Source organism: Pedobacter terrae (genome assembly GCF_036946585.1).
GTDB classification, from domain to species: domain Bacteria; phylum Bacteroidota; class Bacteroidia; order Sphingobacteriales; family Sphingobacteriaceae; genus Pedobacter; species Pedobacter terrae_C.
The window spans coordinates 14,593-33,563 of the sequence record NZ_JAQIIV010000008.1 but is presented as its reverse complement, the minus strand read 5'-3'; the positions used below and the strand labels follow the sequence as shown (position 1 = coordinate 33,563).

Annotated in this window: 15 protein-coding genes; 6 read left to right on the top strand and 9 right to left on the bottom strand. The window is 39.7% G+C overall.

Annotation, left to right across the window (positions count from 1 at the left end):
• Positions 1-31: 31 nt before the first annotated feature.
• The 3 genes from PGN18_RS12690 to PGN18_RS12680 form a co-directional block, all read right to left on the bottom strand.
• Positions 32-409 carry a DoxX family protein gene (locus PGN18_RS12690; RefSeq protein ID WP_335319865.1) on the bottom strand — a complete coding sequence of 126 codons (378 nt, stop codon included), beginning with the start codon at positions 407-409 and terminating at the stop codon, positions 32-34.
• Positions 410-548: 139 nt separating this feature from the next.
• Entirely contained in the window at positions 549-965 is a 417-nt protein-coding gene (locus PGN18_RS12685) for a VOC family protein (protein WP_335319864.1), read from the bottom strand.
• Positions 966-1,066: 101 nt separating this feature from the next.
• Positions 1,067-1,480, bottom strand: a complete 414-nt coding sequence (locus PGN18_RS12680; protein WP_335319863.1) for a hypothetical protein — start codon at positions 1,478-1,480, stop codon at positions 1,067-1,069.
• A 359-nt stretch (positions 1,481-1,839) separates the two neighbouring features.
• On the opposite strand from PGN18_RS12680, the gene PGN18_RS12675 reads away from it, so the two are divergent.
• Complete coding sequence (locus PGN18_RS12675; RefSeq protein ID WP_335319862.1) at positions 1,840-2,799, top strand: GlxA family transcriptional regulator; 960 nt, start codon at positions 1,840-1,842, stop codon at positions 2,797-2,799.
• A 490-nt stretch (positions 2,800-3,289) separates the two neighbouring features.
• Here the strand turns inward: PGN18_RS12675 and PGN18_RS12670 are convergent, their stop codons facing one another.
• Complete coding sequence (locus tag PGN18_RS12670) at positions 3,290-4,159, bottom strand: AraC family transcriptional regulator (protein ID WP_335319861.1); 870 nt, start codon at positions 4,157-4,159, stop codon at positions 3,290-3,292.
• A gap of 340 nt (positions 4,160-4,499) precedes the next feature.
• Between PGN18_RS12670 and fucP the strand changes: the two genes are divergently transcribed.
• The 3 genes from fucP (at position 4,500) to PGN18_RS12655 (ending at position 8,427) form a co-directional block, all read left to right on the top strand.
• Positions 4,500-5,810, top strand: coding sequence for an L-fucose:H+ symporter permease (gene fucP, locus PGN18_RS12665; RefSeq protein WP_335319860.1), 1,311 nt, complete (start codon positions 4,500-4,502; stop codon positions 5,808-5,810).
• 7 nt (positions 5,811-5,817) lie between these two features.
• Entirely contained in the window at positions 5,818-7,455 is a 1,638-nt protein-coding gene (locus tag PGN18_RS12660; protein ID WP_335319859.1) for a UxaA family hydrolase, read from the top strand.
• Positions 7,456-7,644: 189 nt separating this feature from the next.
• Positions 7,645-8,427, top strand: a complete 783-nt coding sequence (locus tag PGN18_RS12655) for an SDR family oxidoreductase (protein WP_335319858.1) — start codon at positions 7,645-7,647, stop codon at positions 8,425-8,427.
• 267 nt (positions 8,428-8,694) lie between these two features.
• Here PGN18_RS12655 and PGN18_RS12650 read toward each other — a convergent pair whose 3' ends face one another.
• From PGN18_RS12650 to PGN18_RS12630, 5 genes are all read right to left on the bottom strand, one after another.
• Positions 8,695-10,101 carry a TolC family protein gene (locus PGN18_RS12650; RefSeq protein ID WP_335319857.1) on the bottom strand — a complete coding sequence of 469 codons (1,407 nt, stop codon included), beginning with the start codon at positions 10,099-10,101 and terminating at the stop codon, positions 8,695-8,697.
• The gene (locus tag PGN18_RS12645) at positions 10,088-13,288 is read right to left on the bottom strand and encodes an efflux RND transporter permease subunit (RefSeq protein ID WP_335319856.1); all 3,201 of its coding nucleotides are present in this window, start codon (positions 13,286-13,288) and stop codon (positions 10,088-10,090) included. Before PGN18_RS12645 ends, PGN18_RS12650 begins: the two co-directional genes overlap by 14 nt.
• Before the next feature lie 24 nt (positions 13,289-13,312).
• The gene (locus PGN18_RS12640) at positions 13,313-14,515 is read right to left on the bottom strand and encodes an efflux RND transporter periplasmic adaptor subunit (RefSeq protein WP_335319855.1); all 1,203 of its coding nucleotides are present in this window, start codon (positions 14,513-14,515) and stop codon (positions 13,313-13,315) included.
• A 72-nt stretch (positions 14,516-14,587) separates the two neighbouring features.
• Positions 14,588-15,193 (bottom strand): TetR/AcrR family transcriptional regulator, encoded by a 606-nt coding sequence (locus tag PGN18_RS12635; protein ID WP_335319854.1) that lies wholly within the window; start codon positions 15,191-15,193, stop codon positions 14,588-14,590.
• 662 nt (positions 15,194-15,855) lie between these two features.
• The gene (locus tag PGN18_RS12630) at positions 15,856-16,326 is read right to left on the bottom strand and encodes an Lrp/AsnC family transcriptional regulator (protein ID WP_335319853.1); all 471 of its coding nucleotides are present in this window, start codon (positions 16,324-16,326) and stop codon (positions 15,856-15,858) included.
• 125 nt (positions 16,327-16,451) lie between these two features.
• Between PGN18_RS12630 and PGN18_RS12625 the strand changes: the two genes are divergently transcribed.
• Together PGN18_RS12625 and PGN18_RS12620 are read left to right on the top strand one after the other, a co-directional pair.
• On the top strand, positions 16,452-17,114 hold the full coding sequence (locus tag PGN18_RS12625; protein ID WP_335319852.1) for a metal-dependent transcriptional regulator: 663 nt from the start codon (positions 16,452-16,454) through the stop codon (positions 17,112-17,114).
• Positions 17,101-18,966 carry an Nramp family divalent metal transporter gene (locus tag PGN18_RS12620; protein ID WP_335319851.1) on the top strand — a complete coding sequence of 622 codons (1,866 nt, stop codon included), beginning with the start codon at positions 17,101-17,103 and terminating at the stop codon, positions 18,964-18,966. Before PGN18_RS12625 ends, PGN18_RS12620 begins: the two co-directional genes overlap by 14 nt.
• Positions 18,967-18,971: the final 5 nt, after the last annotated feature.

Below are 18,971 nucleotides of genomic sequence, written 5' to 3'. Positions count from 1 at the left end.
AAAAGTATGAGAATTTAAAAAACTTTAAAAATTACTTTGAAACAATGGGCAGATACTTTGCGCGATAGGCATAAAAAAGAAATAAATTAAATATAAGCATCACGCCAACCATTGGTAATTCTTTCGGACTTAAAAAGGCGTGGTAAAGAAAAATATTTAGCGTAACCGGAAAAATAATCAGTGCAGCTAAAGGGGCAGTACGGTTAATCAGCAAAAGCACCCCACCTATCAGCTCCGTAACTTTAATTAGGGGCATTAAATAAACAGAGGCCATAACACCCGACATAAATGTGGTTTGAGCAGCTGTCATTTCCGGCGCTTTAGGCATTATGTGTAGAAAAAAGCTTACAGAAGCAAAAAGATACATGGCGGCAAGAAGCACGCGTACAACAATTACTGCAATTTTCATAATAATTAAGTTCCAGTGTATTTAAATAAACAAATTTATTGGTTAAATTGGTCATTGGTAGATTGATAGTTGATAATTGGTCATGTTCTATTGTCAATCTTGGACTAAAGACTCGCGACTACGGACTTTGGACCCCTACTTACTTATAATCATAGTTCACCATCCATTGAATGCCAAATTTATCAGTAGTCATACCAAAAAGTGCATTCCAGAAGGTTTTTTCTAAAGACATAGTTACCAGCCCCCCCGCTGACAGGCTATCAAACAAGCGTTTCGCCTCTTCTTCGCTAGTAGCGTCAACCGAAAGCGAAATACCCGTACCAAACGTTGCTGGCGGCATCGGGTCGGTGATATCGGTACCCATTAAAATATTCCCGCCAATGGGTAAGGCAATGTGCATCAATTTTTCCTGATCGCTCATTGACATGCCTTCGCACCCCGGAGCATCTTTAAAACGTTGCACAACTAAAAATTCACCACCAAAAACTGATTTGTAAAAGTTAAATGCTTCTTCAGTGTTTCCGTTAAAATTTAAATACGTGTTTAGTGTTGCCATTGTTTTAATCCTTTTAAGGTTGGTTATTATTGTTTGGTTTCTATATATTTTTGTTAAGAAAGGTCGTCATCCTTTGCTTCGGGCGGAAGTTAGGCAAGACGTCACAAGGAAATCTTCGTCAACTTTACATCCATCCACTGTACCCAGTTTCTACCATCAAATTGCTCCCATTTGCCTTCAATCGTATGGGTTTTAAAATTTCCGTTAAATCTTTTCGCATCAGCAAATATTAAAATGATATCATCATAAATTCTAAGGGTAGCTATTGAAATACAGCCCTCATTACCGAAAGATTGCGACCGGAACACATCTTCCATATCATCATAGTGCGTAATTTCTAATGATCGGATAGTTTTGTTGCCAAACTTCACATCAACCTGATGCTTTAAGAAAAAGCCACCATCAACCCATTCGTAGGTATCTGTTCCGACAATTACATCACCCGATTTTGTTAAACCTTCAGTTTTCCATTTGCCGATATATGGATTTAATAGGTCAAGCTTGTTGTTTCTCATAAATTTATCAAAATGCCACCATATTTCGTTGGCTTTTATTCTATTTCTTTCTAATAAACTATATGTAATTCATATCTCGTAATCTGTAGGTCAATCCGCCACATATCGCAGGCTTTCTGTTGTTGCAAAAACCGATCATTTAGAATGATATTGTTCCATCCGGCCCTAACATATTTTATACTATTATATTATATATATGATGTGACCATATTATAGCATCCTGTAAGCGTTATAAATTAAATAATAACCTGCAATAAAGTTAATGGTAAATTCAAATGAACCTCATTGCTGTAGAAGTCAATATTAAGGGGCATTTCAGACAAATTTTATATATTTACGATACCTAAATTTTTAACCAAATGATGCAGGCAGGTGTTTTATTGCCCCAAAACTTTAGATTATTAAGCATAGCGGCTATTTTAGATGTGTTTGATACCGTGAATGGTTTTTACAGAAAAGATGGGCATCAAGCTCCATTTAATATAAGTTTAATTACCTATTGCGATGCTGATAATAATTTCAGTGGCCACCCTAGCGTGCCGTTACAAGAAACGGGGCAGTTGGGATTAATTTTGATTCCATCTTTTGCCAGCACTGATATAAAAGATTGCATCAATGCCAATAGCGGATACATCCCATGGTTAAATAAACAATATTCAGGAGGAGCAGAAATTGCTACCTTTTGCACCGGTGCATTTTTACTTGCCGCATCGGGACTGCTGAATGGTAAAACTGCTACCACACATGTTGATGCCTGTTCTGCTTTTTCTGCTGCTTTTCCTTTGGTTCATTTAAAGCCTGATAAAACGGTAACGCAAGACGGCAGATTATTTACAAGCGGTGGCGCAACTTCTACCTTTCATTTATTATTACACCTTTTACAGCTTCATTGTGGAAAAGATATGGCCATTAAGGTGGCCAAGATTTTCGCAATTGACATGGACCGTGTAACCCAGTCATATTTTAGCACTTTCCAACCCATCCGCCATCATAACGATGATATAGTTGCTTCTGCGCAGGAAAAAATTGAAAATAATTATCAGGATTTGGCCACCATTGAAGAGATGATTAAAGATATTCCCTCCAGCAGAAGAAACATTGTACGCCGCTTTAAGCAGGTAATCGGAATGACCCCTATTGAGTATCTTCAGCAAACCCGAATTGAAGCCGCTAAGAAACTATTGGAACAAACTGCACAGCAAATGACAGAAGTTATCTACAACTCGGGTTACAATGATCCAAAAGCATTCAGAAAAGTATTTCGAAAATCGGTAGGGATGACACCAACACAATACCGGGATAAATTTCAACCCAAATAAATCGATTGGAAATGTTATTCAACCCCATACGAAAACTAAATAAATAGTTTTCAACACTGCAAATCAACAATGTTGATAATTAATAGAAAATAAATGTGGGTATTACCATTATTAAGAATAACTTAACATTATAATTACACTAACCAAATAATAAATATCATGAGCACATTCCTTTTAATTACTGCGGTATTTTATATTATCTCTTTTGGATTAATGCTATACTGCTATTTCTCCGCTGAGCAGATTCCTAGTGATGATGAAAGATTTTAATCAATTATTTTCCCCATCGCCAGAATTAACCTCTCACATTTCGAACTATAAAATATTAGTGTCAGAAGCCTATGAAGTATAACTTGCAATGACCTATATATCAACCAAATGCAGCAACATTTTTAATTATCATTAAGCAATATGATTTGCTGAGTGTTGAAAATACTTTATTTTTTCCAGATAGGGTTTGTAATTTAAAAATTAAGCTTTATTAAAGGGATTATTGCTTAGAAAAAGCCTGCTGATATTTTAATGGGGTCTTACCCGTTATTTCCCTAAAATACTTATGGAAACTGGTGAAATTATAAAATCCACAATCATAGCAGATTTCTTTGACGGTTAAGTTATTTTCGATCAATAATTTACAGGCCTGGCCTACTCGGATCTCATTCAGAAATTGGGTATAGGTTTTTCTGCTTTTAGTTTTGAAGAATTTACAGAAGGAATTGGGGCTAATTTTAGCAACTGCAGCAATCTCCCTTAGTTCTATCTTATTTTTGTAATTACTAATGGTATAATTATAAATCGATTGGATCCGGTCCTTTTCGTTCTCTAAAAAATTGGGTTTAAAACCTAGCGAAACTAAGGTGTTTTTTTCTTCGCAATTGGCTATTTCTATTAATACTTCAAGCATTTTGATAATCCGCATGGTACCTTTTTCCTCAATAACCTGTGGCATTAAACCTGCAATTTTTTCTTTAGAAACGCCTTGTAGCCGAATACCCTGCGCCGATTGTAACAAAACTTTTTTAATCTCCTGATTTTCGGGGAGATCCAAAAAATCTCTCCCTAAAAAATCTTCCTTGAAATGAATTACATAAACATCAACTGGTTCACAAACTTTATCATCGAAAAATTCCGGATCGAAACGCCAGTAATGTGGCAGGTTGCTCCCTAATAAAACTACATCACCCTCCTTAAAATTTTTGATGCTATCGCCGATAAACTGCGTACCCCTTCCTTTTTTAATATATATCAACTCTAGCGCAGAATGATAGTGCCAACGGTTGTTTACGTCGGGCATAACATCTCTTCTGGCGCTAAAAGAATCTACAGAATTGGTAGATACGTTAAGTAAATGCGGTTTCATAAAATCTAAAAAATCAATCTAATATGCAAAATTAATTTACAATGCAAAAAATCAAGCTAATATCATTTAATAATTAGATGATAAAGTTAAATTTTTATTAATGTTGAACGGCTTAATTTGTATAGCTGCAAATAACCAGAAAACATCTTATGAAAATTGAATATTTTTCTCTTGTTCTTTAAACCAATTGCATCCGCTACTTCATATCGGTTGGAAAGGCCCGACTTAGTTCACCCTATCTAGTAAAGATTGGGGTTGATGATCAAAGTTTTCAGAGGTTTAACCTATTTTTATTTTAATTTAGCCGCAACCTGCTTAAACCATTTATAACCAAATAAACATGAGCCAAATCACATCCGCAAACTTTAAAGTAACCGATCAACCAAAAAACGGCAAGGGATATCTATTCCCCCTGATTTTAGTTACCAGCCTATTTTTCTTCTGGGGCTTTGTCCATAATCTTGATCCAATATTGATTCCACATTTACGTAAAGCTTTTCAATTGAATGTGTTCGAATCAACCCTGGTCGATTCTTCTGTTTTTATCGCTTATTTTTTATTGGCGCTACCTGCAGGCTACATTATGCGCAAATATGGCTATAAAAGCGGTATCATATTAGGGCTTGTTTTATTCGCCATCGGTTGTTTATTATTTATACCCGCTGCCAATACCGCACAATATGTATTTTTCTTAGGTGCGCTTTTTATTATTGCCTGCGGTTTAACCTTTCTGGAAACAGCTGCAAATCCCTATGTCACTGTTCTTGGGCCGCCAGAAACTGCTACGCAACGCTTAAATTTCTCTCAATCTTTTAACGGTTTTGCCGCCTTTTTAGCCCCGGTACTGGGAGGTAAATTTATTTTTACCGAAGTAAAATATACCGATGCCCAATTGGCGAACATGCTGCCTTTGGAAAAACAGGCTTATATGCTTGAGGAAGCATCAACCGTGAAAGCACCATATTTAATTTTAGGCATACTCATTATCGTAGTAGCTATTTTATTCATTTTCACCAAACTGCCTGATATCAAGGAAGAAGAAAATGTTCAGAAAAAAAGCAGTTTTCGCCATGTATTAGGCCATAGCCATTTGCGCTGGGGAATTATTGGTCAGTTTTTTTATGTAGGCGCCCAGGTCTGCGTATTAAGTTTATTCATCAGTTTCGTAACCTCATCGGCGGGCATTAGTCAGGATGAAGCCAAATGGTACGCTGGTGCAGCAGGCCTGGCTTTTATGATCGGCAGGTTTGTCGGCACCGTGTTTATGAAATTTGTAGCACCACATAAACTATTGACGCTGTACGCCTTACTTTGTGCTACGCTTACCCTTATCTCTATTTTTGAAAGCGGAATGATCACTGTTTATGCTTTAATTGGTGTTGCCTTTTTTATGTCGATCATGTTTCCAACCATATTCTCATTAAGCATAGCAGGCTTGGGTAAAGATACAAAATTAGGTTCGTCTTTAATTGTAATGTCTATTGTAGGCGGTGCATTTTTACCACCGCTTTTAGGCCTTATATCAGACGCTACCCATAACATCCAGTATGGCTATCTGGTACCTTTTGCTTGCTTTCTAGTGGTTTTCTACTTTGGCTGGAAAGGGTGGAAACCTAATCATATCGAAAAAGAAATAAATTTAGAAGTATAAATTAACAATGAAAAAATTAATCATTAAGATTAATCATGCGGATAACGTTTTAGTTGCGTTACAAAATTTGCCAGCAGACACTTCAATACTGCATGAAGGAATTACTTATGTTACTGTTGATGAAATCCCAGCCAAACATAAATTTTTTATGCAGGATATGAAAGCTGGAGATGAAGTAATGATGTATGGCGTTTTGGTTGGAAAAGTGCAGTTTGATGTAAAAGCGGGCATGCGGATGAATGTAGAGAATACCAAACACGCCGCAGAGCCATTTGCCTATCGCAGTTTTAATTACAAATGGGAAGCTCCCGATGTGCGTAAATACGCCAACCGGAGCTTTAATGGTTATCACCGTAAAAATGGCGCGGTAGGTACAGCAAACTACTGGTTGTTTATCCCCACTGTCTTTTGGGAAAATGGGAATTTGGATATTATTAAAGAATCGCTTTATAATGAATTGGGATACGCTGTAGGTGATAAATATAAATCTTACACCCACAAACTGGTTCAGGCTTTTGAAAAAGGAGAAGATATAAACAACATTAGTTTTGAGCCTAAAGTAAATCAGGCCAATCGTACTTTTAAAAATGTAGATGGCATTAAATTCCTCACGCATAATGGTGGATGTGGCGGAACACGTCAGGATGCTGATACGCTAAGCAAATTATTAGCGGCTTATGCCCATCACCCAAATGTGGCCGGCATAACAGTTTTAAGTTTGGGCTGCCAGCATCTGCAGGTAGCAGATTTTAAGCGCGATCTTCTTGCATTGGATCCTGATTTTGACAAACCACTTTTAATTTTTGAGCAACAAAAAGCACAAAGCGAAGAGCAGTTGATTCAAAATGCAATTCGCAGTACGTTTGAAGGATTGATCTTTATTAATAAACAAGAACGTACAGCAGCGCCACTCAGCAAAATGTGTGTAGGGGTTAAGTGCGGCGGTAGCGACGGTTTCAGCGGTATTTCGGCCAATCCAGCGGTTGGTTATTGTGCGGATTTATTGGTTGCATTGGGTGCGAAGGTTTTGTTGGCAGAGTTCCCCGAACTTTGTGGTGTAGAGCAGGAAATGATCGATAGGTCTGTTGATCAGTCAACTGCTGAAAAGTTTATTCGCTTAATGACGGAGTATGATGATCTGGCGCATAAAGTTGGATCTGGTTTTTATATGAATCCTTCTCCAGGAAATATTAAAGATGGTTTAATTACCGATGCCATCAAATCAGCGGGTGCTGCGCGTAAAGCGGGTTCCTCGCCCATTGTAGATGTTTTAGATTATACCGAACCCGCAACCAAACCCGGTTTAAGCTTAGTATGTACCCCAGGAAATGATGTTGAAGCCACTACGGGTAAAGCCGCTGCCGGAGCAACCTTAATTTTATTTACCACAGGCTTAGGCACGCCGACAGGAAACCCGATTTGCCCGACCATTAAAGTCGCTACCAATTCTGTTCTGGCCAACCGAATGAGTGATATCATTGACATCGATACCGGACCTGTAATTAATGGAGAAAAAACCATTAACGAAATGGGTGAAGATATATTGGAATATTGTATTAAAGTAGCCAGTGGCGAAGAAATACCAAAAGCAGTACAGCTTAACCAAGATGATTTTATTCCATGGAAAAGAGGAGTTAGCTTATAATGAGAGGTGAGATGTCAGATGGAAGATGTGAGATGGAAGGCTTAATAATAAAACCATCATTAACTTCCTAATCTATCGAATAGAGTAAAACGAAGGGGGAAATCTAAAACAACTAAGTCCACCACTGTTCCCCTATGCAAAAAGCGCTATGCTTAAAGATTAAATATTAAAAGAAAAACATAACCGAATATGAATTTAAATTTAAACGACAAGATAATCCTGGTAAGTGGTGGAGCCAAAGGCATCGGCGCAGCGATTGTTAAAGCCCTGGCTATTGAAAATGCTTTCCCGATTATTATTGGCCGCAATGAAACCGATAATGTAAAGATGCTTCAGGAAATAACAGATTTAGGTTTAAAAGCTGATTATTTCACTGCAGAACTTACCCTGCCGGAACATTGTAAAAACATTATTGATGCCATACTAGCCAAGTACGGCAAAATTGATGGTTTAGTGAACAATGCAGGCGTTAATGACGGAGTAGGTCTGGAGAATGGTACATACGAGGATTTTATAGAATCGCTTCATAAAAATGTAGTACATTATTATCTTTTAGCCAAATACGCCCTGCCCGCTCTAAAGCAAAGTAAAGGTTCAATTTTAAATATCGGGAGCAAAACAGCTGAAACCGGACAAGGCGGAACCTCTGGTTATGCAGCATCAAATGGTGCCAGAAATGCATTAACACGCGAGTGGGCGGTAGAATTATTGCCCTTTAGTATCCGCGTTAATGCCATTATTGTTGCCGAAGCCTGGACACCGCTTTACGAGAAATGGATAAACTCTTTTGAAGACCGCGATGCAAAGCTTAAAAACATCACAGATAAAATTCCTCTTGAAAACCGAATGACCACTGTAGAAGAAATTGCCAACACCGCTATATTCTTATTATCAGATAAATCCAGTCATACCACTGGACAACTGATTCATGTAGATGGCGGTTATGTACACTTAGATAGGGCTTTGTTGTAAATATTTTGATGTCGGCTTCATTATTGATGTCATTCTAAACGCGGTGAAGAATCTTTAGATCAAAACATCCTTCGTACCTACCATTGATAGACTACCAAAAAAAAATCGTCATTGCTGAGGAGGAACAATGAAGCCTTTTCACAATGACGAATTAACCCGCGGGGAGCAAGACAAAAAAAAGCACCAAGAACATCGCGTCCTTAGTGCCCAAATTTATACACAAACCTATAAAGCCCTTTACAAACCTTATAGGTTTAGATATTGCAATTAATTCCAGCCACCACCTAAAGAGCGATACAAACCAACAACTGCATTAAGCTGCTCGGTTTTAATGGTGGTTAACTCCAGCTCGCTTTGCAATAAATTACCTTGCGCTGTAATTACCTCCAGGTAGTTCGCCATACCACTTTTAAACAACAAATTGGCGTTACGTGAGGCCTGTTGTAAAGTTTGTGTACGTTTTTCAGCGATGCTGTATTGTGTTTTTAATTTTTCTACTCTTGTTAACTCGTCAGATACTTCGCCAACGGCATTTAATACCGACTGGCGGAACTGGATCACTGACTTCTCCCGATCTATTTTAGCCAGCTCTAAATTGCTTTTTAACTGCCCGCGCTGAAAAATAGGTTGGGTAATACCGGCTCCAACCAATCCGAACAATGATGCCGGTACATTAAACCAATTACTGGCTTTAAACGAGTTGATGCCTCCACTTGCGGTAATCACTAGCGAGGGGTACAAACTGGCTTTCGCTACCCCCACCCTTGCATTGGCAACGGTTAACGCCAGTTCGGCACTTTTAATATCCGGTCTGCGGCTTAACATCGCCGAGGGGAAACCGGCGTTCAGGTTTTGCGGAATATTCATTTTATCCAAACGGCTATCGCGGTTGATGGCTTTAGGTAAAGTACCAATCAATACACTCAAAGCATTCTCCTGTATAGTTACATTTTGCTCTAAACGTGGAACCAACTGCGCGGCAACCAATTGTTGTGCCTGGGCCTGTTGTATCGCTAAAGAGGTAACCTGACCCGCATCAAATTGTAAATTGATAATCCTGAGGGTGCTATCGTTCAGTTTCAAGTTCTTTTTGGCGATTTCCAGTTGTGCATCAAGCATCAACAAATTATAATAACCTTGTGCTACATTGGCCACCAATCGGGTTTGAACGGCTTTACGGGCTTCCTCGGTCTGCAAAAAACTGGCTAAAGCGCCAGCTTTTTGATTGCGGATTTTACCCCAGATATCGGCCTCCCAAACCACACCGAGGTTTGCATTATAATCTTCAATGTGTGTTGAACCTGTAAACTGGTTCAGGCTTAATCCGTTTAAACTGTTATCGCTCGGGCGGCTCGAATTTGCCGACACCTGCAGCTTCAGTTCAGGTAAATAACCCAGTTTCGATTGTTTAAACAATACTTCTGCTGCATCGATATTTTTCAATGCAATTTGCATATCGTAATTTTTAGCCAAAGCTGTATCAATTAAATTCTGAACAGTAAGGTCGTTGATAAAACTTTTCAGCGGCATGGTGCCAATGCTTGAAGAGTCTGTTGATGAGCCGTTTCTGAATAAGCCAGGCGCAATATTGGGCAGCGCTGTATTTTTCGAAACCGAACATCCGCTCCAGATTAAAGCCAGGAGCAGGATGGTGATGATATTAAACCGTTTCATAAACTACGTGATTATTATTTACAGGTTCTCCATGGTGGTGAACAACCTCATTTCTTGATTTTTTTGATATTTTTTCTTGTAAAGCCTGGAAGATGACAAAAAGTACCGGGATGATGAATAAACCTAACACCACGCCTGATACCATCCCCCCCGCAGCACCGATACTGATGGAGTGGTTACCCTGTGCCGATGGACCGGTGGCAATACTCATCGGGAATAAACCGAACACAAAAGCCAGCGAGGTCATGATAATTGGCCTGATCCTTAATCGTGCGGCTTCAATAGCGGCATCAACCAAACTCAATCCGGCCTTTCGTCGCTGCACGGCAAACTCTACAATCAGGATGGCGTTTTTAGCCAACAGCCCGATCAGCATGATCAGTGCTACCTGTACATAAATGTTGTTTTCGATACCAGTTAAGCCCAATACCACAAACACACCGAATACACCTGTAGGGATAGAAAGGATTACCGCCAATGGCAGGATATAACTTTCATACTGTGCAGATAATAAGAAGTAAACAAACACTAAACAAAGCAGGAAGATCACGGTCGATTGTCCGCCCGAAGAAATCTCCTCACGGGTTTGTCCGGAGAATTCGTAGGCATAACCGGTTGGCAGTTGTTCTCTGGCCGTTTCTTCTATCGCTTTAATCGCATCACCAGAACTGAAACCTGGTTTTGGGATGGCATTTACTTCAATAGAGTTAAACAGGTTATAACGCGATGCCGTTTCAGAACCATATACACGGGTTAATTTCACCAGGGTACTAATCGGCACACTTTCGCCGTTTTTATTTTTCACAAACACGCGATCGATACTCGCCGGATCGGTTCTGTCGGCAACATCTGCCTGTACCACCACACGGTAGTATTTACCAAAACGGTTAAAATCTGAAGCCTGCGCTGTACCGAAATAAGTCTGCATGGTTTGCAAAATATCTTTTTTGCTTACACCCAGCTGATCGGCCTTTTCGTCGTTCACATCCAACTGCAATTGCGGATAATCTGTTTTATAAGAAGTAAAAGCATAGGCTATGGCCGGTTTCGCCATTAATTTTCCGATAAAGTTATTTGCGACACCACTAAATTTATCCAGCCTGCCATTCGTTTTATCCTGTAGCATCACGTTCATGGCCTCTACGTTACTAAAGCCTGGCACCGTTGGGAAACTGAATACGAAGAAGGTACCGGCAGATATGGCTGCCATTTTAGCCCTAACGATATTCTGGATCTCGTCGATATTTTTTACGTCGCCCCTCTCCTCATTTGGTTTTAACAATAAGAAAATCTGTCCGGCTGAAGGACTGTTCGATGCGGTTAAAAAGTTATAACCCGCCAGCGACATCACAAATCTTGCTGATGGCATTGCCCTCAACTCTGCTTCAGCCTGTTTTAATATTTTATTGGTATTGGCTAATGATGTTCCCGATGGACTGGCAACCGCAATGGCCACAAAACCCTGATCTTCTGTTGGGATAAAACCTGTTTTGGTTCTGCCGACAAGAAAAACAGTAATCAGCACCACTAAAGCCAAACCAGCCATGCTCAGCCATTTATGACGAATCAACACTTTTAAGCCGCCAACATATCGGTTGGTCATGTAATTAAAACCACCGTTAAAGCCAGCATAAAACTTTTCTACAAAACCTTTTTTAGGTGCCTTATGAGCGCCCTCGGCATGTTTGTTCTTTAAAAATAAAGCTGCCAGCGCCGGACTCAAAGTTAAGGCATTAACCGCCGAGATAATGATGGCGATAGCCATGGTTAAAGCAAACTGTTTGTAAAATATACCTGTTGAGCCGGTCATAAAACCTACCGGTAAAAATACGGCCGCCATTACGAGCGTAATAGATATAATAGCCCCGGTAATTTCGTTCATCGCCTCGGTTGTGGCTGCTTTTGGGCTAAGTGAAGGGTTTTCTTCCATCTTGGCATGCACCGCTTCAACCACCACAATCGCATCGTCCACCACAATACCAATGGCCAGTACAAGCGCGAAAAGCGTTAATAGGTTCACCGAGAAGCCAAACAGCTGCATGAAAAAGAAGGTACCAATAATCGCCACTGGAACCGCAATAGCCGGAATCAATGTCGACCTGAAATCCTGAAGGAAGATAAATACCACGATGAATACCAGTAAAAAGGCTTCGATCAAAGTATGCTCTACCTGGTTGATCGATTCATCAAGATCGGTTTTGGTGCGGTAAAACTGGTTGTATTTAATACCTGCCGGGAAATCTTTTGAAAGTTTTGCCAACAGTTTATCAATGGCAATCTGAATTTCGTTGGCATTAGAGCCTGATAACTGGATTACCCCAATCGTAATTCCGTCGTGTCCGTTTAAGCGGTTAACGCTGCCATAACTGTAAGCACCCAGTTCTACACGGGCTACATCTTTTAAGCGTAATATCGAACCATCAGAATTTGAGCGGATCGCAATGTTTTGATACTCCTCTGGTTTGGTGAGTTTACCTTTATATTTAACGATATATTCAAAAGCTTCATTACTTCGCTCTCCAAACCTACCCGGTGCTGCTCCCAGGTTTTTATCCTGGATGGCGGTGATCACTTCATTGGGTGTAATTTTATAAGTAGCCAGCTGACTTGGGTTTAACCAGATCCGCATCGAATAATCTTTAATACCACCAAATACACTGGCAGAACCTACACCCGGGATCCGTTTCAGCTCCGGAATAATATTAATCTGTGCATAGTTATTCACGAAAACAGCATCGTATTTTTTAGGATCCTCAGAGTAAACCCCGATGGCCCCAATAAAGCTATTTTGTTGCTTGGTGGTGGTAATACCATATTGTACTACCTCTGCCGGCAATTGACTGGTAGCCTGTGAAACCCTGTTCTGTACGTTAACAGCGGCCTGATCGGGGTTAGTACCTTGCTGGAAGTAAACCGTAATGGCCAAAGTACCATCGTTACTGGCGCTTGAGGTCATGTAGGTCATATTCTCCACACCATTAATGGCTTCCTCCAGTGAAGGTGTTACCGAACGTAAAATGGTTTCGGCATTAGCCCCGGGGTAAACCGCAGTTACCAATACCGACGGAGGGGCGATATTTGGAAAGCGCTCTAAGGGCAATTTGGTTAAGCCCAGTATCCCCACTATCACCAATAAGATGGAAATAACGGTCGAAAGTACAGGCCTGTCTATAAATTTCTGAAACATGATTGCTTTAACTTTAATTTTTTATTATTTCTTTGTTTGTGCCACCGCTACTTTATCGGCTGCTTTTTGAGGCTGGATCACCATACCCTCCTGCAATTTATCCACACCGCTTAACACAATCTGGTCGCCAACTTTTACCCCGTCTTTCACCAGGTAATTTTCGCCGGCTTTACCCACAATGGTAATGACTTGTTTTTTAACCTTACTGCTATCACCAACGGTAAATACGAATACTTTATCCTGCATTTCTACGGTTGATGACTGCGGTACCAGAATGGCATTGTCATGTTGCAGGCCTAAACGGATCTTGCCGGTATTACCTGAGCGAAGCGTTCCGCTGGCATTTGGGAAACTGGCTCTAAGTGTAATTGCACCGGTGTTTTTATCAAACTGACCGTCGATCATATCGATCTTACCTTTAATCGGGTAAGCAGAATTATCGGCCAATAAAAGTTCTACAGCAGGTAGATGTTTAATCCTGTCGGCAGGGGTTTTACCCGGATAGTTTGCATTGAAACTGTTGAAGTCGTTTTCCGCCAGTGAGAAGTAAACATGCACTTCGTGGATATCAGATAATTGCGTTAAAGCCACCTGATCAGTCGGTGAAACCAAACTTCCCTGTTTCTTCGGAATACGACCGATGTAACCGCTCACCGTTGCCTTAACATTGGTATAACCTAAGTTAATTTGTGCTGCTGCAACATTGGCCTTAGCTTGTTCGGCATTGGCCTGGGCAATTTTATAAGCCGTTTTAGCACTCTTTAACTGAATATCAGAAACTACTTTATTCTGAACCAGTGGGGTTAATTTATCCACCTCCAATTGTGCATTTAAAATCGCCGCTTCTGCTGCGTGTAAACTGGCTTTAGCATTGTTTAGTGCCTCGCGATAAGGGTTTTCGTTAATTTTAAATAAGGTTTGTCCGGCAGTAACATAAGCACCTTCGTTAACCAGCACACTTTGTAGGTAACCACTCACCTGCGGACGCACATCGATATCCACCGCACCCTGAATAGATGCCGGGTATTCAATATAGGTGGTTTCTGTGCTGGCATTAATGGCACTTACCGGCAAAGCTGGCGGCGGCGGTGCGGCTGCCGATTGATCTGGAGCCGACTTACAACTAATCAAAATTATAGAGAGTAGTGAAACTGTTAACAGTGACTTAACACTACTAAACCGTTTAACAGTGTTAAGTAAGGGATACAAGCGATGTAGAGATTTCATGTGGATTAAATTTAATTGGAATTATAGTGTATAAATAATCTAACAGTGTTAAGTCACTGTTTAAAAAAAATGCTAACTGTTAATAGATAATGTAATGCCTTTGATGGCATCTTTTAAAATTTGATGGTTTAATTCATCAGTTGTTCTGCCATAAGGGCGCACCAGGTTAATGGAAATTAAACCATGGATGATCGACCAATACGTATAATACTTCATACAGATATCATCTTCGGACACCGGCTTTTTCTCGAATAAAGATTCGATCACATCGGCCAGCATACCGCCCACCGTTTCAGCTTCGGGCATTGAACTTTTAACGTTGCAGCAAACCATGTCTACCCCATACATCAACTGATAAAATTCTTTGTGGGCAAAAGCAAAGTTCCAGTAGGCAATCCACATGGCTTCCATTTTATCTTCTGGAGATTCATGTTTATCCCTGGCTTCACGGATATCTTTAGCCAACATTAAATATCCTCTTCTGGTCAGTTCCAGTAAGATTCCTTCTTTGTTGGAAAAGTACTCGTAAATAATCGGCGCCGTATATTCGATCTGGTCGGCAATTTTACGCATACTCAATGCTTGCCAGCCCTCTGTTTGAACAATGTTCAAGGCGGCATCCAGAATTTTTGTTCTGGTTTCATCTTTTAAACGTAGAATTCTCTCTTTACTTCCCATCACTTCGAATATAAGGTGTAAATCATTTAACACCGTTAAGCAAATGTAGAACCAATTCCACAATTCACAATCATGCAATTGTCATATAGAATTTTATGAAAACAAAAAGTGTTCTGACTGCATTTAAACATCGTTTTCAATTAATGCCAATATTTTGAGAAAATTAAGATGACAATATTTTTATAGCTGACAATGCTGACATTTTTTGATTTTGAAAAATAATTTCAGCAGCCTTTTTGGCAGTGCAGACTGTTAAAGAGAATGAAGCTATGAGTGAGAACCTTTGTGTATAGCCCCGATTGAATGGATGCCCTCGATTCTTCATCGTGGCAGGAAGGAATGCGGGAATGATGAAACCGATAAGCACTTCAATTGCGCTACAAAACCATTGAATTAATATATTAACCTGAAATGCTTAACAAATTTAAGGGAAATACCTGGCGACGCAGCTCACAAGAGATTAACTACCAATATACAAAGAGATAGAAATCTGCGAAAGCCCGAACCATATAAGGAATATAAATTACATATAAGCACTATATCTAATATGCAATTATATTCCTTATATGTTAAAAAGAAACTGTAAAAACTTTAACCGCTAAGACCCTGAAACACCCCTCCGACCGGCCGGGCGGAAGTTCTGGGTGACGAACCGAAAAAGTCTAGTATTCTAATGGAACTATAGGTTCCTTCTTGGTAGTAGACATGATCATCATCGTTTGGAAGGTTTTCACTACAGAGATCTTACTAATCTTATCCATGATTAAACGTTCATATGATTTAATATCCTTTACATAAACCTTTAGCAAAAAATCGGCCTGACCCGTAACATGATGACACTCTGTGATTTCTTCGATTTGATTTACTTCATCCAAAAAGATCTGGATGGTGTTGTTTTTATGAAAATCGAGTTGAATCTGAATAAAGGTTTTAATACCTAAACCCAATTTTTCTTCATCTACCAATGCATGATAACTTTTGATATATCCTGCCATTTCAAGCTTGCGTACACGCTCCAATGTTGGTGCAGGCGATAAACCAATCTCCTGCGATAAAAGCAGATTGGTAATTCTTCCGTTTTCTTGAAGTATTCTTAAGATTTTAAAATCAATTTTATCTAATTCAGATGCCATATGGTGTTAAAAGTATTTTGGATTACAAATAACCAAATTAAATTCTAAATTTTAACATCATTTATCATATATATTTTAACAAATAATTTTTAGATTTACCTAAAAATAAAATTAGATAAATATAAATGCAGAGTTACACTGAAGAAAACTATTTGAAGACTATTTATCATCTGGCAGAGAAAACCGTAAACGTTCAAACCAATGCTATCGCAGAGCAAATGCAAACCAAACCCGCATCGGTTACTGATATGATCAAAAAATTAGCAGAGAAAGGACTGATTGATTATGTTAAATATCAAGGTGTCACTTTAACCGAAACTGGAAAAAACACAGCGATAGATATCGTACGCAAGCATAGATTATGGGAAGTTTTTTTGGTTGACAAATTAAATTTTAAATGGGATGAAGTACATGATGTAGCTGAAGAATTGGAACACATTAAATCAGTTGAGCTGATTGAAAGACTGGATGAATTTTTAGGCTTCCCAAAAGCAGACCCTCATGGCGATCCCATTCCCGATAAAAACGGACGATTTGCTAAAACCCAGTTTATCAAACTTATTGAATTAAAAGTAGGCGATGCTGGCACCATTACCGGCGTGAGTCAACATAGCTCTGCTTTTTTAAAACATTTAGAAAAATTAGGGCTTACACTTGGCAAACAAATTCAGGTTAGCGATGTTACCGATTTCGACGGTTCGGTTGAGATCCAGTTATCCGATAAACAAATTAATATTAGTAGAGAAGTTGCAAAACATATTTTAATCAGCAGTAATGGCAAAAACTGAATCGCTAAGTGAAGTACATCAAAGTGTAAATACCGATAAAAGAAAAGGCTGGCGCAGAATTCTGGCTTTCATTGGTCCGGCTTATTTAATCAGTGTGGGCTACATGGATCCGGGAAACTGGGCAACAGATTTGGCAGGCGGAAGTAAATTCGGTTATCAATTGATCTGGGTTCTATTGATGTCGAACCTCATTGCGCTACTTTTACAATCGCTAAGCGCCCGCTTAGGTATAGTGAGGGGATTAGATTTGGCACAGGCTTCTAAACAAGCTTATCCACGTTGGGCCAACATTCCATTGTTCGCTTTGGCACAAACCGCAATTATAGCATGCGATCTTGCCGAAATTATCGGGATGGCCATTGGTTTACAGTTACTGTTTGGCTTACCACTCATCTGGGGCATTACCATCACTATTTTTGATACCATTTTATTGCTTTTTTTACTCAACAAAGGCATGAGGGCCATGGAAGGATTTATTGTTTCAATGGTTTTTATTGTCGGGATTTCCTTTTTGGTCGAGATGTTTATTGTGGAACCCTCACTTAAAGAAGTAGCCAAAGGTTTTGAGCCCTCTATACTTAATGGCGATGCGCTTTATATTGCCATTGGGATTATTGGTGCAACGGTGATGCCGCACAACCTCTACCTTCATTCCTCTTTGGTCCAAACCAGGAAAATTGAGCGTAGCAATAGGGGAATTAAGGAAGCCTTAAAATTTAACCTTATTGATACCACAGTGGCGTTAAACCTGGCCTTTTTTGTTAACGCAGCCATATTGATTCTTGCTGCCGCAGCTTTTTATAAAAATGGATTACACGAGGTGGCGGAAATTCAGGATGCACATAAATTACTTTCCAATATTTTTGGCAATGTAGCCCCAACCCTATTTGCCATCGCACTAATTGCTGCAGGACAAAGCTCTACCGTTACCGGAACCTTAGCCGGACAGATTATTATGGAAGGGCACATCAATTTAAGGATTCAACCATGGCTACGGAGACTGATTACCCGTTTATTGGCCATCATACCTGCATTTTTTACCATTTTGCACTATGGCGACGATGCCCTTGGTGGTTTATTGGTGCTAAGCCAGGTGGTGTTAAGTTTGCAGCTGGGTTTCGCGATCATCCCCTTGATCCATTTTACATCAGATAAAAAACTGATGAAAGACTTTGCCATTAAAACATGGGTAAAGGTGTTAGCCTGGGCAAGTGCCGTTGTGATCATCGCGCTCAATGTAAAACTGGTAATGGAAGAAGTAAGCGGTTGGGCCAAAGAGGCTAATAACTGGTGGATTTACGCGATTGTAATACCTGCTTTAATCCTCATTGTGCTACTTTTGCTCTATGTTTTCTTTCACCCCTTATTGGAGCAGAAAAAAAATGCAGCCAGAAAAATTGTGCCACATGGGGATGCTTTGGATATTGGCAAAATTGATAAGATCACCTATAAAAAAATTGGAATTGCGGTGGATTTCTCTAAAAACGATAGAAATACCATCAGGCATGCTTTAATTCAAGGCGGCAAAGATGCGCATTATTACTTGATCCATATTGTGGAAACAGCTGCTGCCCGTTATCTGGGCAAGGAAGTAATGGACCATGAAACGCAAAGCGACGCTGCTAACCTGGAGCGGTACAGAGCTAATCTGGAAGACCTAGGATATGAAGCGACACCGTTTATCGGTTTTGGAAGCACAGGTAAGGCCATAGCAGAGATCAGCAACCGCAACGAAATGGAACTTTTGGTAATGGGTGCACACGGACATAAAGGTTTAAAAGACCTTGTTTTTGGCACTACAGTAGATTCTGTGCGGCACAAAGTGAACATTCCGGTACTGATTATCAGGTAAACTAT

Excerpts from the sequence above, each read along its gene's own strand:
- PGN18_RS12655 (WP_335319858.1), top strand. The coding sequence starts at position 7,645 with ATGAATTTAAATTTAAACGACAAGATAATCCTGGTAAGTGGTGGAGCC.
- PGN18_RS12670 (WP_335319861.1), bottom strand. The coding sequence starts at position 4,159 with ATGAAACCGCATTTACTTAACGTATCTACCAATTCTGTAGATTCTTTT.
- PGN18_RS12625 (WP_335319852.1), top strand. The coding sequence starts at position 16,452 with ATGCAGAGTTACACTGAAGAAAACTATTTGAAGACTATTTATCATCTG.
- fucP (WP_335319860.1), top strand. The coding sequence starts at position 4,500 with ATGAGCCAAATCACATCCGCAAACTTTAAAGTAACCGATCAACCAAAA.
- PGN18_RS12680 (WP_335319863.1), bottom strand. The coding sequence starts at position 1,480 with ATGAGAAACAACAAGCTTGACCTATTAAATCCATATATCGGCAAATGG.
- PGN18_RS12645 (WP_335319856.1), bottom strand. The coding sequence starts at position 13,288 with ATGTTTCAGAAATTTATAGACAGGCCTGTACTTTCGACCGTTATTTCC.
- PGN18_RS12640 (WP_335319855.1), bottom strand. The coding sequence starts at position 14,515 with ATGAAATCTCTACATCGCTTGTATCCCTTACTTAACACTGTTAAACGG.
- PGN18_RS12660 (WP_335319859.1), top strand. The coding sequence starts at position 5,818 with ATGAAAAAATTAATCATTAAGATTAATCATGCGGATAACGTTTTAGTT.
- PGN18_RS12630 (WP_335319853.1), bottom strand. The coding sequence starts at position 16,326 with ATGGCATCTGAATTAGATAAAATTGATTTTAAAATCTTAAGAATACTT.
- PGN18_RS12635 (WP_335319854.1), bottom strand. The coding sequence starts at position 15,193 with ATGGGAAGTAAAGAGAGAATTCTACGTTTAAAAGATGAAACCAGAACA.
- PGN18_RS12650 (WP_335319857.1), bottom strand. The coding sequence starts at position 10,101 with ATGAAACGGTTTAATATCATCACCATCCTGCTCCTGGCTTTAATCTGG.
- PGN18_RS12675 (WP_335319862.1), top strand. The coding sequence starts at position 1,840 with ATGATGCAGGCAGGTGTTTTATTGCCCCAAAACTTTAGATTATTAAGC.
- PGN18_RS12685 (WP_335319864.1), bottom strand. The coding sequence starts at position 965 with ATGGCAACACTAAACACGTATTTAAATTTTAACGGAAACACTGAAGAA.
- PGN18_RS12620 (WP_335319851.1), top strand. The coding sequence starts at position 17,101 with ATGGCAAAAACTGAATCGCTAAGTGAAGTACATCAAAGTGTAAATACC.
- PGN18_RS12690 (WP_335319865.1), bottom strand. The coding sequence starts at position 409 with ATGAAAATTGCAGTAATTGTTGTACGCGTGCTTCTTGCCGCCATGTAT.